This window comes from Microcoleus sp. MON1_C1 (assembly GCF_036701945.1).
GTDB lineage: Bacteria > Cyanobacteriota > Cyanobacteriia > Cyanobacteriales > Microcoleaceae > Microcoleus.
On the sequence record NZ_JAUBRO010000012.1, the window covers coordinates 111,985 to 126,356 of the forward strand.

Here is a 14,372-nt window from a genome sequence, read left to right on the forward strand (position 1 = left end):
AAGAACTAGAACCAAATGTCATTGTGTGAGGAAACATGAAGATCCATTATCCGGGCGATCGCGGCAAACTGTGGTTTAGCCCGATCGTGACCGTAGCCTTGGCAATGATTTTAGCGGATGCCGGTGCCCTTCGGAGCCAACCGCTACAAATTGCTCCGGGATTTCCCGAACCGCTGGGAGTTTCTGGAGTTTCCGGCGGCCCGAACAATAGCGGCGACTGCGGTTTTGTCTCCCAAGGACCGAACCACGTCATCGAAGTAACGCAGGATTTGCCTTACTGGCGGATTGCAGTACAAACCGCTGGAGCTCCAAGTTTGATGATTCAGGGGCCGAGGGGGCGTTTCTGCGTGCTGCCGGCGAATGCTGCTGCGGGGAATGTAGAATTTTCCGGTTATGGGGACAAGGGGACTTATGTTATTTTTGTGGGCGATCGATCTCAAGGTCAACACCCTTACTCTCTCTCTATTTCCCAAAAGCGAAATTAACAATACAACGGGATTAGGACGCTTGCTGTGAGAAAAGGGCTTTTTGGCGATCGTAAATAAGCCGGAGTTCTGACAGCAAGTGCGGGGAAGCGGTCTATTTCTACGTTAATTTTGCGGAGAATAAAAACCGTAACTTCCTCATAAGCGCCATTTGGGTTCCTCTCAACTATTACTCCATTGCGTAGCTCGGAAGGTCTTTTTTCATCTCCTGGATACCCTTCTACAAACTCTTCAAATGTTATCTATTTGACTAGGGTTTGACTCTTGAAAAATTCTCCATTCATATAACCCTCAATTGTTCGGAGCGAAGACTTTAGTCCTCGAATAGAGTCAATAAAAACTCAATTTATTACTACAAACAAAGTTTTTAATAGGAATTAACAGAACATGATATCACATATTAATTAGGTAGGTGTAATAATGTCAGCTATAACCCCGAGTTCTTGAACAAGGGGGGGTTCTGAGTCTGATGTTTTAATTTTTTGCTGCGTGTAAAGTTCCCTAAACTTGCGCTGCTGCTCGTTGTGATCTACGATCGGAGAGGGATAATGAAGAAGTCGGCGTTCTAAAGACGAAAGATTTCCTGTTAGCAAAACTTTAGTATCAACGCGGCGCAATTCTGGAACCCAGTGCCGAATATATTCCCCTTCCGGGTCGAATTTTTGAGCTTGAGTCGCCGGATTGAATATTCGCAAAGGTTTCGGGTCCATACCGCTCGATGCGCTCCACTGCCAGCCGCCGTTATTAGCACAAAGATCGCCGTCTATCAATTTTTGCATGAAGTATTTTTCACCCCACTGCCAGTTAATAATTAAATCTTTGGTGAGGAAGCTGGCGACTATCATGCGGCAGCGATTGTGCATCCAACCTGTCTGATTTAACTGCCGCATTGCCGCATCTATAATCGGATAGCCAGTTTTGCCTCGACACCAAGCTTGAAAAAGCTTTTCATCGTTGTCCCAAGGAAAGTCTTTGAAGGCTGGACGGTAAGGGCCGTCTGCTAATTCTGGGAAGTTATACATGGCGTGTTGGTAAAATTCCCGCCACGCTATTTCCTGTTGCCAAGTCCGGATGCTTGTGTACGCTTCTTCGCTGTGGCAAGCGTCCATTACTATCTGGGTAGCTTGCCAAACCGTGCGGATGCCAATTGCACCAAATTTGAGGGCTGCGCTGAGTTGGGATGTACCGTTAATTGCGGGGGAATTGCGCTGTCCTTGATATTGGTAAATTGCCCGATCGCAAAATTCTTCTAATTTTTGTTGCGCTGCATCTTCTCCGGGTTCTATTACTAATGGATTTTCCCAAATAAATCCCAAACTAGAGGCAGTTGGCACTGTTTCCATTGCACCTGCTTCGTTTGCGAGCTCTTGTTCTTCTGCGGTTAATCCGGTCATTAATTCCAGATAAGTTATCGGCAGTGTCTCTACTGGTTGGGCTTTGGGTTTACTGTTCCATTTTTTCCAAAATGGTGTATAAATTGTGTAGGGAGTCTTTGTACCGCTGCGAATTTCATCTGGGGCGTGCAGGACTTGATCCCAGAAATTTTGAACTTTAATTCCTGCTTGTTGGAGGGCGTTTGATACAGACCGATCGCGCTGTTTCGCGTAGGGTTCTACATCCCAGTTCCAAAATACTGCTTTGGCATTTATCGCTATTGCTAGTTTCGGTATTCCTAGACTCGGGTCATCTTGAATTATCAGCAATTGGCTGCCTAGTTCCCTGTAACGCGAGGAGAGTTTTTGCAAGCAGCCGATCATGTATGTGACTCTTGCTGGGGCTACGTCATCCCGATTTAGGATATTGCGATCGAGACAAAAAATCCCGACTACTTTCGGGCTTTGCTGGCGCGCTGCTGCCAGTCCGATATTGTCAGAAATACGCAAGTCGCGGCGGTGCCAAAATAAAATTAGATCGGACATTCGATTTTAGATTTTAGATTTTAGATTTTCCAGTCCTGGACACACGCGGGGTCAAAAACCCGGTTTCTAAGTTAAGATTTATCGCTTTGATGCACGATTTTTATAAGAAACCGGGTTTTTTTCGTCAGTCCTATTTAAGTCAAAAATGGACGTGCCAAGAAAAAGCTAGAAATTGATTTCGCGTCAATTGGTTCCCCAGCTAAAATAGCCTTTTCTAATTCTTCAGGGGTGAATAAAACTGTTTCAAGGTCTTCATCATCGTCTTGTGCGGGCGGCTTTTCCAGTTTTTCCAAATCTTGGGCTAAAAAAGCATAAATGATTTCGTCGGAATAACCGGGGGCGAGAAAAAATTGCCCTAATTTCTGCCATTTTCCGGCCCGATATCCGGTTTCTTCTTCAATTTCGCGTTTGATAGTTTCGGCGGGGCTTTCATTGATTTCGACTGTACCTGCGGGAAATTCTAAAATTCGCCCTTTTGTGGCAAAGCGGTATTGGCGTACCAAGACGAGTTTACCTTCGGGTGTGACGGGAACTGCAAGTGCTCCGCCCGGGTGGCGAATACATTCCCACTCGCCTTCGGAACCGTTGGGAAGACGGAGGGTGGCTACGTCAAAGTTAAATTTGCGCCCTTGGTAAAATAGGCGTTGTTTGAGGAGTTGGGGTAGTTCTTGACCGATCGACATAAGGGAGAAGCGAATAATGTTTGAGTGCACCGATTTAAGACATCATAGGCGATCTCATACGATTTTAGATTTTAGATTTGAGATTTTAGGTTGGGAATGACTGATAACTATCACAGTTTGGGCTTACCTACGGTTGCATTTTTTTTTACTGGTACGATGCGTGAATTTTGCTCCATTTTTACAAGGGCAATTTTTGCACTCCGGAACATTCTGCGGTTTGCAGGAGTTGGACGATCGCACTTTTCGTCACCGGATGCACCCAATCCGGGGCAATTTCTGCTAAAGGTACTAATACAAAAGCTCTTTCGGTCATCCGGGGATGAGGTAGAGTCAGTGTCGGAGTTTCTAAGATTAAATCGTCATACAGCAGCAAATCTAGGTCGAGGGTTCTTGGCCCCCATTTTTCTCGGCGAATTCGATTAAATTTAATCTCGATTTCTAATAATTTTGCTAGCAATTGTTCTGGTTGTAGTGCAACTTCTAGGATGGCGCAGGCGTTGATGTAATCGGGTTGCGGCGGCCCTACGGGGGCGGTTTGATACCAGCTTGAATGAGATTTTACGGCTATTCCTGGGGTGTTGTTGAGGGTTGCGATCGCGCTAGAGAGTGTGGCGAGGGAGTCGCCTAAGTTGCTACCGAGGGCGACCGCGCATTTTGTTAATTTCATAAAGAAGAAGAAGAAGGAAGAAGGAAGAGGGAAGAGGGAAGAAGGAAGAGGGAAGAGGCAAAAGGGAAGACTAAGGCGGGGCGCGTTTATCGATATCCTTGGATAGCTAAAAAGATTTCGGGTTAAGCCCGCCCATACAAGTTGTATTTTTGCAAAAATTCCCCCCTAAAGCCTGCATTTTTGGCGCATTCTAATAACACAAAATATTATTTTAATTTAAGCTTAATGTTCTGTTAATTTTTATTAATTATTATTGACAAGTGTTAGTATTGAGTTTCAAACCTAATGAATTTGTACCTACGCTTATTGTCGGCCGTCATTCTAGCAATTATCAGTTTAACAGCAAGTATATCGATAGCTTTGGCTGAAACCAAAGAGCGCTACCTTACCTTAGATTCGGACGGCAGTCAATCTTTTGCGAATTTAGTGCAGCAGGCGGAAGATTTAGCGAAAGAGTCGATCGCCCGCGAGTTTCAAGAAAATCCGGCATTAACAGAAGTTACAATCATCATTACAGCCGATCGCAGCCGACAAAGGGTTCCAGTTTTGCGATCGAGAGTATCGCGCCGCGACTGGCAGAAAGATGCGAGAATCCAACAGTGGACTAGATATTTTGCGGATGCTAAATTGCTCTTGGGATTCAGAGATGGCAATATCTCGCCCGCAAATTCTGGGTTCTCGCAAGTGATTAATGTACCTGCGCCCAGTCGATCGACATCCCGAGAAAATGATCCGGGTTTTCGAGATGATTAAAATATTGGTAATGGGGAACTTGTGCTGAGCCTACTTGTACGCTCGCAAAGCCGAAGTAGCCAAAGCATTTGGCATTGGGAATTAGTAACAAACAACCAATAACCAACCGCACGACACGGAAATCACGGATACACGGATGGCTATTTTTTCCTAAATATCTCTCTCATACTATAGCAATCCTTGTAGGACTCGTAAATTTTTTACCCCACCCCAACCCTCCCCTTATCAAGGGGAGGGAGTAAGAAATTCACAAAGGATTTAGGATTACTATAATTAGCAAGTTTTAACTTTTTGTTAACCTAAATATCTGGCAATTTTAATTAACCTTCAGGTTAACTTTCCTTAATTTAAAAGTGATAAACTTTCATACGGAATCATCAGATTAGGGATGTTGGTTTGAAAAGGAATTTATGTCTAAAATAACTCGCCGACAACTGCTAATTTTCTTCGGTAGCAGTGCAGCTACCACTGTGCTTGCGCCTCAATTAACTCAAACACTGTTCCGCAGCAATTCCAGCGCTGCTGAAGCTGTAGTTCCGACATCTTTCACTCCTGTAAGACTTCCCCACCCGCTGCCGATTTATCGAGAACTGCCCAGCTTCATGGCGATGGCGCCGGGGGGACAGGGAACGGTTATGGCTGCCTCGCAGGATACTAGATTAACGAGTTACAGCGTTGTTGACGATGTGGTTGTGCCGCCGGAATACGAACGTTACGTGATTCTCCGCTGGGGCGATCGAGTTTTCCCGAATCCTGCCGACTATTTCGGCTACAACAACGACTACACAGGCTTTGTAGCCCTTCGTGGCAGCAATGACGACGGTTATCTCTGGGTTAACCACGAGTACGTATCCTTCCCGATGTCGAAACAGGCACCCGATACCCCGTCAGATTTGGCATCATTCCCAGCAACGGATCGCGCCGTCCTCGGTCTAGACTTATCTGTAAAAAATCGCGCGACCCTCGGCGAATTTTTGTACAATATGGGTGGTTCCATCGTCCGCATCACCAAACAAGCCAACGGCAGATTTGGGGCGATCGCCGGCGACTCCCTCAACCGCCGTATCCACGGACTGTCCGGCCTCGGAATCAACAGCCAGCGTTCCGACACATACAAAGATGTCACCTCCTGGGGAAGCAGACAAGGCGACGACAACTACCTCATCGGCACGGGTCCTGCAGCTACCCAAGTCTTCGCGCAAGTCAACACCGACGGACTCGGCAACCGGATAATCGGTACAGCCTACAACTGTTCCGGTGGCACAAGCCCTTGGGGCACAATCCTCTCAGCCGAAGAAAATTTCCAAGGTAGCGAAGATTTTTTTGTGGGAGTTCAGGAAAACATCAAACCCAACGGCGGCCAAACCAGCTACCCCAAGGGTACTATCGGCGAGGAATTCGGCTTAGTCGGCGAAAAATACGGCTGGATGGTAGAAGTCGATCCCCTAGATCCGAGTTTCCGCCCGCGCAAACACACTTGGTTGGGCCGCTTCCGCCACGAAAACGTCGCGATTCGTGCCGAAGCCGGTCGCAGATTAGTAGTGTACATGGGGGACGATCGGCGCGGCGGACACACCTGGAAATTTGTCAGCAACGGTAGTGTCACAAATCCCGCAGATAAAACCAACAGCCGCTTGTTTGAAGACGGCATTTTGTACGTCGCCCAATACAACCGCAACGGTACTGGAAGATGGCTGCCACTAACTATAAATAGCCAGACAAATCCAGTGCGTCCTTCTCAAGTTGGCGAGGCGGAATTAGCAAGTTTTGGCAAAGCTCAAAGAGATGCCGCTACTCGCTTCCCCAAACGCGCAGGAATTGCTGGTCAAACCGAAGACGGCGGTTCTTTTGTAGTAGATACAACCAATGAAGCAACAGCACTTCCGGGCTACCAAAATAAAACTCTGGCTAATTTCTACAGCAGCCAAGGCGCGGTTTTAGTTGATGCTTTTTTAGCTGCTAATTTGATTGGTGGCACTCCGACGGCGCGGCCGGAAGATTTGGAAGTTAATCCTACTACTAAGGAAGTTTTTATTGCCTATACTGACGGCGCACCGGGAAGCGACGGCTATCCAGATTCTCGCATTTTTAATGTTGCTAAATACGGTAGCGCAGTCAACAGCAATCAGCAGTCGGGAGCAATTTACAAAATAATTGAAGACAGTCCTGATGGTGCGGGTTTGACGTTCCGCTGGCAGCGTTTGGCTCAAGGTGGAGAAGCCGGTGCGGCAGATGGGGCGGGATTTGCTAATGTAGACAATTTGGCTTTTGACCCTCAAGGCAATGTTTGGGGCGTGACTGATATGTCTACGAGTACGCACAACGGTTTTGATGTCGGTGCGAGTGGAGAGCCAACGACGATCGACCATAAAAAGACTGGAAATGTGTCAGATATTACTGGTGTTTTCGGCAACAATTTTCTGTTTTACATTCCGACTTCCGGCCCGAATGCAGGAACAGTAATTCCGTTTGCTTACGGCCCGAACCGATGCGAATTGACAGGGCCGACTTTTTTGGGAGATACGCTGTTGCTTTCGGTGCAGCATCCGGGGGAAGATTGCCCCATCGATGACGGTACTGTACTCAGTCGGCCAATTGAAATGTTGGATTTGAACGGTGCTGTTTTTAATCAGACTCGTAGTGTTTCTCGCGGCAGTTTGTGGCCGAGTAATATCTCGAATGATTCGCGCCGATCGCCGATGCCGTCGGTGGTTGGGATTCGCCGCGTGCGATCGACTCCAACGGGTCAGTTTGTTTAAATTTTACATTTTGCACCATTCTCAAGAACAGGCAAGATGCCTGTTCCACAAAGAGTGAATTTTCTTGTGGAACAGGCATCTTGCCTGTTCTTAAAAAGCTTATTGAGAATAGTGCAACATCTAAGTTTAAATTTGACTGACCCATCGGGGCCCAGAAACTGGGTTTTTTACGAATCTGGAGTAAGATTAAATGAACCGCGAAGGCGCTAAGGACGCGAAGAAAGAGAAAGAAGAAGATACTGTTCTTTATTCGCGCTCTAGCGCCTTCGCGGTTCGTTCAAATAATTAAAAAAATCCCTAAGATAATTAATATCAAATCCCTTAATAGCGGAATTTTTAAGAAAATTGTACTTGGCGATACAAATCGGCGATCGCAATTTCTAGATTCACCGATTCAAGTTGCAAGGAATCGCCCAAACCATACTCGGAGAGAACCCATTGCCCCTGTTGATTGCGCCTAAATATCTCTACTCCTGGCTGTTCAACTTGCACCAAGACATACTCTTGCAGTGTTGAAAATTGGCGGTATTTAGCAAATTTAATGCCGCGATCTGCTGCTTCTGTGGAAGGCGATAAAACTTCGATAATTAAGGAAGGAAATTGCACTAATTGCGGATCGTTATCATGCTCATCACAAGTTACTACAACATCAGGATAAAAATACTTTTGTCCTGGTTCCACTTGGACTTTTACATCCGCGATGTACACCTCGCAAGGGCGATCTACAAGGGCATCATCTAGGATTCTGAAGAAATTTCCTGAAATTCGATTGTGATTGCGGGTGCTGCCACTCATGGCGACGACTTCGCCATCCCAATACTCGTAGCGTTCTTCTTGGGTGGGTTCCCAAGCCAGGTATTCTTCTGCACTCATCGATAGGCGATCGGGTAAGGCAACCATAATGCGATCGAGAATGAAGTATGTTTCTAGAATAGCTCGAATCTACTCGTTTAAACAACAACAAACAGTAAATGTACTTTTGAGTAATTATCTAAAACAAGCTGATGGTTTGTCGATCGCAATTACAGAAAATGGCAAGCAGATCGCAGTATGCGATTAGCAAAAATGCAGGGCGAGCGACCTATTTTGGTTGAGTAATTTTGCTGTTTACCGACCTATTCGCCACTTTTTTGCAGGCAAAAGTAAATTTCCCGTTAGATATAGCACTTATTTCATGGGTCAACCATTCTATTTCTGGAGGGGTTGCGTGAGAAATACTCATAATCTCATAATATTTTTCATTATACACGTAAGTTAACCTTGAATCCCGAATATACATACTCCCTTCCATCATAGATTTTTTCTGGGTAGGAGCAACCTGATAGTGATACCAAGGCAACAGGTGAGTTACAGAAATCTGTCGGCCATCGATCTTGATTCTAGTCCCTCTGCAAAAAGTTGCGAAACCTTCCCAAAATAAAAACCAACCAATGATTAAGCCAATAATCCAAGAAGTTGGTAAACACAGCAGAAATACAAAAATGAATAAAAAAGCATCATGACTAACGGCTGTTAGCAAGGTAAAAGGATATAAAAAAACCCCCAAGACAAACAACGTTCCTATTAATATCCAGTATAAGTTCCAAAAAGTCAACTTTTTGGGCGGAATTACAACCTCTAGATTCTCCCCATTTTTTTTCAGTTCAATCCTACTCCCAAAAGGTTTTTGTCTAACCATCGAGATATCAGTTGGCTGGCGGGGATTTGCCAAAGCTTCCAGTGCCTCTTTTGCAGATGCGAGGCGGCGGTTCAAACTCGGTTGTGTCATCCACTTCAGCCAAGCAACTAAATCTGGATTGAGATTGACTGTTGACTCAAATTGAATTTGCAAATTACCTTGGGATAACTCGGCTGGATGCCTGCCCGTTACTAAATAAATTAACGTCGCACCCAAACTGTAAATATCGGAAGCGGGAACATTTCGCCCTCCAAATTGTTCGGGCGGCATATATCCGTAAGTGCCGACAACAGTAATCGTACCGCCTTTTCTAGCTGCTAGTGTCTGTACGGAACCAAAATCAACTAAATAAACATCACCGACACTATTGCCAGATCTGTTTGCCAGTAAAATATTACTCGGCTTGATATCTCGGTGAATGACTGGCGGCTGTTGCCCGTGGAGGTAACGCAAAATTTTCAGTAATGCTTTAGCCAGTTGCTTGATTTCTGCTTCGCTAAAAGTTCGCCCGCTTTTTAACCATTCCTCTAACGATTTGGCTGGGATATAGTTTTGTACCAAGGCAAATCCTTTACCCGTTGGCACATCCACATCAAAGTAATCCAAATAGCGGGGAATTGCCGGATGAGAAAGCAGTTGTAAAGTTTGCGCTTCTCTTTCAAATAGTTTCAAGTCATCCCAGCAAACATCTTCCCCAAAAATCAGTAACTTAATCGCTACTAACTCTTGGGTTTGCAAGTCACGCGCCAGCAAAGTGCGCCTTCCCGCATTTTTACTTAGCTGTTTCTGGATGACATAACGCTCTTTTAAAATTTTACTTGCCATTTGTAATCCTAAGAGAGAAAAGTGCTTGTTAATTTTAGCGAACGTCCATATTCGATTGACTAATAGGCAAATCTAACCATTCGCTGAGTTCTCCTGCTATCCAATCAATCTCGGCATCGCTGAGATGCCTGGTAATCAGTTTGTATTCCTGCGTTCCCGCCCAAATCTGAATGTCGCGAGGTCTGCGCGAGTATGTATTGAAACTATCTATAAGTTGTAATTTACAGATAGCCTCCCTCGGACTTGGGGGCAGTAGATTGTAACGCACCAATCCCAAGTGCTTGGAAGTGAAAGAAATTTGTTCGTGATCGATCCGCAGCCGGATGAATTTAGCCGTGTTTTTGAGAGTTAATTCAAGTAAAAATATAACAAAAATCACGCCTAAAATAGCCACGATTTTCCAGAATACAGAGCCATGAAAAATGCTATTCCACCCCAAGAAAGTAAAGAATATCCATAGCGGAAACAAAACTGCCCATGAAAGAAAAAATAACAAACACCTAACAAATAATTGTTGAGAAGGAGGTATCACAATTTCCAAACTATTCCGGGTTTTCTTCAGTTTTACCCTGCTTTTAGCAGGTATTCCCAAGACCGAACGCCCCCCTTTTTCTGGTTTTTTCAGTGCTTTTAATGCCCGATCGGCTGCGGTTAAGCGGCTGTTTAAATCTGGTTCGGTCATCCACTGCAGCCAGTCCACAAAATCCGAACTAATAGCGATTTTTGGCTCAAAATTAATACGCAAATCTTTCTGCGGCAAGTCGGCTGGATGGACTCCCGTTACTAAGTAAATTAACGTTGCACCCAAGCCATAAAGATCGGAAGCCGGAACCGCGCGCCCGCCAAATTGTTCGGGCGGCATATATCCGTAAGTTCCGACTACAGTAACCGTGCTACCTTCTCTCGCTGCTAAGGTTTGAACTGAACCAAAATCTACTAAGTAAACTTCACCCAACCAACCACCTTTATTAAGGGCGGAGTGTTTTTGTTTGAGGGGCGATAGATCTGCTAACAGAATATTACTCGGTTTAATATCTCGATGAATTACTGGCGGGTTTTGGTGTTGCAAATATATCAAAATCTCCAGCAGCTTATTAGCGATTTGCTTTATTTCTTTTTCGTTAAAATTCCGTCCCGATTCAACCCATTCTGCCAAAGATTTCGCTTCAATATAGGTTTGTACCAGTGCCAGCCCTTTAGTCTTTGGTGTCTGGAATTCAAAATAATCTAAGTAACGAGGAATTGCCGGATGGGAAAGTGACTGTAAGGTTGTGGCTTCTCGTTCAAATAGTTTTAAATCGTCCCATTGGAAATCTGCACTAAAAGTAAGGATTTTGATGACGACTAACTCCTGAGTTTGTAAGTCGCGCGCCAGCAAAGTTTGTCGTCCCGCATTTTTACCCAGGCAGTGCTGAATGGCATAACGTTCTTTTAACAATCGCTCTACCATATTGTTTACTATAATTATTGGCAGCTTTTACTATACTTCAGCCTTAGGGAGGTGTGCTGGATTTGTTACAAACATTAATTATGATTATTATGATAGGACTATTATGAATTCAAGCAATGGCACAAGCGTTGCTAAAGTAAGCCAAGCTGTTGAGAAAGTGCTGGCCCAAGAGTCTTACAAAAAAAGGCTGATCGAGATGGAAGGGGCGATCGCACGGAATTAAGCGCGCTGCTGATATTCGATCGTTATGATGCGATCGACATAGCTTGTCGAAGAATAAACTTTAACAGTCCTGGACGCACGGGGGGCCTTTCAACCCGGTTTCTGCGCCAATATCTCAAGGGATATATCCACGATTTTGAGGGGAACCGGGTTTTTTGCGTCCAGGACTATTTAAATTCGATCGAGGTTTGTTGAACCCAGGCTGTACTCGATACGCCGGGGACACGGCCAGCTTGTAGTTGCGGGCGATACCTAGCCAAAAGTTCGGGTCATTCCCCCGTCGGAAGATTGGCTGCAAGCTGGTCTTTTTGTTAGCTGAAAAATCTACTGCTGGTTAGAACCTTGCGGGGGTTAATTATCGTACACAGGACTTACGCAGGTACGCTATATATAGCGTGACCCAAGTTACGATCGCCCGTTCAAGAAAAGTGAGCGATCGTCGTAAGATTCAAATTGAACTGCCCAAAGAATCACCGACTTTCCTGTTAAACAAGTACGCAACGTATAGTTGGGTCTTTCAGTTCGTGTTTGAGGTAGTCTGACAGTAATTCCTGCTTTAAGTGGTCTACGGTTTTTTCAACCATTCGCGCTGTTTTTTTGAGGAAGTTATACGCTAAAATTGCACAAGCAATATGATTCCTTTGAATCAATGCTTTGCGGCATTGACAGGCTTCTATACCCTCTTGTAAGTCACTGTAATTGATTAAGTGCGATCGTACCAACTTTGCAGCGCCAAGCGGTGAACTTCCCGCCAGCTAATATTTTTAATTCTGGCAATTTCCGCGCAATCTTCGTATTCCGGCTGTACATTAACAATCGTTTCTCCCGACTTCGCAACTTTTATCTTGACTTCGCCGTATTCTGTTTTAACTGTCTGGATTTCTCGGGGTAAAATCGTTCTTTGTTGAGTCGATCGCCTAATTCCCAGAGTAGTAGTTTCGCGAAAGATAACTGCTTCGCAATCATCCTGAAATTCGGGATAACAAATCGCAGTTAACAAAACCCCCAGCCGCGACTTTTTCATCACAATTGGGGCAGTGAAAACATCCAGAGCTCCGGCGGCAAACAAAGCATCAAAAACATAGCCGATCGCCTGCGGACTCAAATCATCAATTTGCGTTTCCAATACCGTAATAATTTCTATGGAATTGGGCATTGGGAATTGGGCATTGGGCATCGGGAATGGGGAATTGTTTAAAAACTTCCCTCTTCCTTCTTCCCTCTTTCTGACATCCGTTACATCCTGTACAGTGCTCGTTGCCGAACTTGCTTGTGACTTCTCCCCAATCCAGAGGCGCAAAATATTAGGAATTGCCAGCATTCGAGAACCTGCACCCAAACCGATCGCCTGAATTTGCATCGGCGGTGGCGGGCCGAAAGCAGAGGCTAGAGTACAGGCGATCGCAGTTCCCGTAGGAGTGCACAATTCGCGATCGATCCCATTGCTATAAACCGGCACTCGGTGCGTTTCCCACAACCGCATCACCGCCGGCGTCGGCACCGCTAACTTACCGTGGGCTGCCTTCACCGTACCTGCACCAGTCGGCATCGCCGAAAAGTAAAACTCCTGAATATCCAACCAATCCAAACCCAAACAAGTACCGACAATATCAATAATTGCATCCGCCGCCCCCACCTCGTGAAAGTGAACCTCGCTTGGGGGGATACCGTGTACGGCAGCTTCTGCCTCTGCTAATTTGCGAAATACGGCCAAACTCCAAGCTTCCACGCGCGGAGGCAATTTTGCAGAGACGATGATTTGCTCAATTTGTGGCAAGTGGCGGTGATGAGTGTGGCTAATTTCGGCATCTGGTTCGCCGTGACTCTGAGAATGTTCTTCCCCGTGATGATGGTGGTGGCGGGCGTCAAAAGTCGAAGATTCCGTTTCCGAGGGATCGAGTTCGGTAGCGGAATTTTTGGGTTTTAACGACAAATCCGCAGCTAAATCTACATAAAATTTAGTTGCTTGTTGAGTATTCCGGTGGACTAATTCCGTCCGCAACTGGTACTCTGTCGAAATGCCGAGCAAATTGAGTTTTTCGATTAGGTAGTCTAAAGGAACGCCAGCGTGGATGAGAGCTCCGATGCACATATCGCCAGCAATGCCAGTTGGACAGTCAAAATAAGCTATTTTATTCATTGTTAACAATTAATTTTCAACATTGATTGTTTCACTGGATATTTCGATCGCCCACTTAGCCTGCAATATCTTAACATGGCAACTATTTATGAAGTGCATCCAGTTGCACCCCAAAGAGACCGGATCGAGAAGATTACAAAAGCTCTAAAAGATGGGGCCGTGATGCTTTATCCGACTGATACAGTTTACGCGATCGGCTGCGATATCAACTCCAAGTCTGCAGTAGAACGAGTCAGGCAGATCAAGCAACTATCCAATGATAAGCCTTTAACGTTCTTGTGTTCCTCTCTGTCAAATATCACCGACTATGCGGCAGTCAGCGATGAAGCATACAGAATTATCAAGCGGTTAATACCGGGGCCTTATACATTTCTGCTGCCAGCTACCAAGTTAGTGCCACGGTTGGTAATGAACCCAAAACGGAAAACCACTGGAATTCGCGTTCCCGACCAGCGGCTTTGTTTTACACTGTTGGAAGCTTTGGGAAATCCAATTATTTCAACATCCGCTCACATTACCACGGATGATGAAGGTGCAGCACCAGTCGCTGCATCTAAAGCAGAAAGCTTTGGCAAAGCTGAGCTGTTTGACTGTTTTTCAAAGCTAGTGGATGTCATTGTCGATGACGACTCCGATCCCGGATATCAAGTTTCTACCATTCTTGATTTGACACAAAGCGAACCGATTGTTGTTCGCCGTGGTTTGGGTTCGGAAGCTGTCGCCGTTTGGGAAAAAGATTAAAATTTTAAGGGGCTGGTTAAGCGCTTAATTCGCCCACAACCCGCCCCATT

12 protein-coding genes are annotated in these 14,372 nt (G+C 45.4%); 5 read left to right on the forward strand and 7 right to left on the reverse strand.

The window, feature by feature from the left end:
* Nucleotides 1-35: 35 nt before the first annotated feature.
* Nucleotides 36-485: a hypothetical protein gene (locus tag QUA62_RS09355; protein ID WP_333037845.1), complete on the forward strand. Its 450-nt coding sequence runs from the start codon at nucleotides 36-38 to the stop codon at nucleotides 483-485.
* A gap of 404 nt (nucleotides 486-889) precedes the next feature.
* On the opposite strand, the gene QUA62_RS09360 is transcribed toward QUA62_RS09355, so the two are convergent.
* The 3 genes from QUA62_RS09360 to folK all read right to left on the reverse strand — a co-directional run bounded on the left by QUA62_RS09360 (nucleotide 890) and on the right by folK (nucleotide 3,754).
* A complete protein-coding gene (locus QUA62_RS09360; RefSeq protein WP_333403546.1) occupies nucleotides 890-2,404 on the reverse strand; it encodes an FAD-binding domain-containing protein in 1,515 nt (504 codons plus the stop codon).
* 134 nt (nucleotides 2,405-2,538) lie between these two features.
* Nucleotides 2,539-3,087 carry an NUDIX hydrolase gene (locus QUA62_RS09365; RefSeq protein ID WP_006635393.1) on the reverse strand — a complete coding sequence of 183 codons (549 nt, stop codon included), beginning with the start codon at nucleotides 3,085-3,087 and terminating at the stop codon, nucleotides 2,539-2,541.
* A gap of 178 nt (nucleotides 3,088-3,265) precedes the next feature.
* Nucleotides 3,266-3,754, reverse strand: coding sequence for a 2-amino-4-hydroxy-6-hydroxymethyldihydropteridine diphosphokinase (gene folK, locus QUA62_RS09370; RefSeq protein ID WP_333403547.1), 489 nt, complete (start codon nucleotides 3,752-3,754; stop codon nucleotides 3,266-3,268).
* Nucleotides 3,755-4,039: 285 nt separating this feature from the next.
* Here folK and QUA62_RS09375 point away from each other — a divergent pair, with 285 nt between their 5' ends.
* The gene (locus QUA62_RS09375) at nucleotides 4,040-4,507 is read left to right on the forward strand and encodes a hypothetical protein (protein ID WP_333403548.1); all 468 of its coding nucleotides are present in this window, start codon (nucleotides 4,040-4,042) and stop codon (nucleotides 4,505-4,507) included.
* Nucleotides 4,508-4,917: 410 nt separating this feature from the next.
* Nucleotides 4,918-7,266, forward strand: a complete 2,349-nt coding sequence (locus tag QUA62_RS09380; protein WP_333403549.1) for a PhoX family phosphatase — start codon at nucleotides 4,918-4,920, stop codon at nucleotides 7,264-7,266.
* 336 nt (nucleotides 7,267-7,602) lie between these two features.
* On the opposite strand, the gene QUA62_RS09385 is transcribed toward QUA62_RS09380, so the two are convergent.
* Complete coding sequence (locus QUA62_RS09385) at nucleotides 7,603-8,166, reverse strand: Uma2 family endonuclease (protein ID WP_333403550.1); 564 nt, start codon at nucleotides 8,164-8,166, stop codon at nucleotides 7,603-7,605.
* Nucleotides 8,167-8,179: 13 nt separating this feature from the next.
* Between QUA62_RS09385 and QUA62_RS09390 the strand changes: the two genes are divergently transcribed.
* On the forward strand, nucleotides 8,180-8,326 hold the full coding sequence (locus tag QUA62_RS09390; RefSeq protein WP_333403551.1) for a hypothetical protein: 147 nt from the start codon (nucleotides 8,180-8,182) through the stop codon (nucleotides 8,324-8,326).
* 21 nt (nucleotides 8,327-8,347) lie between these two features.
* On the opposite strand, the gene QUA62_RS09395 is transcribed toward QUA62_RS09390, so the two are convergent.
* From QUA62_RS09395 to larC, 3 genes are all read right to left on the reverse strand, one after another.
* Nucleotides 8,348-9,769 carry a serine/threonine-protein kinase gene (locus QUA62_RS09395; protein ID WP_333283346.1) on the reverse strand — a complete coding sequence of 474 codons (1,422 nt, stop codon included), beginning with the start codon at nucleotides 9,767-9,769 and terminating at the stop codon, nucleotides 8,348-8,350.
* A 34-nt stretch (nucleotides 9,770-9,803) separates the two neighbouring features.
* Nucleotides 9,804-11,219, reverse strand: coding sequence for a serine/threonine-protein kinase (locus QUA62_RS09400; protein WP_333283348.1), 1,416 nt, complete (start codon nucleotides 11,217-11,219; stop codon nucleotides 9,804-9,806).
* A 925-nt stretch (nucleotides 11,220-12,144) separates the two neighbouring features.
* Nucleotides 12,145-13,581: a nickel pincer cofactor biosynthesis protein LarC gene (larC, locus tag QUA62_RS09405; RefSeq protein ID WP_333403552.1), complete on the reverse strand. Its 1,437-nt coding sequence runs from the start codon at nucleotides 13,579-13,581 to the stop codon at nucleotides 12,145-12,147.
* A gap of 75 nt (nucleotides 13,582-13,656) precedes the next feature.
* Between larC and QUA62_RS09410 the strand changes: the two genes are divergently transcribed.
* The gene (locus tag QUA62_RS09410) at nucleotides 13,657-14,322 is read left to right on the forward strand and encodes an L-threonylcarbamoyladenylate synthase (RefSeq protein WP_333403553.1); all 666 of its coding nucleotides are present in this window, start codon (nucleotides 13,657-13,659) and stop codon (nucleotides 14,320-14,322) included.
* Nucleotides 14,323-14,372: the final 50 nt, after the last annotated feature.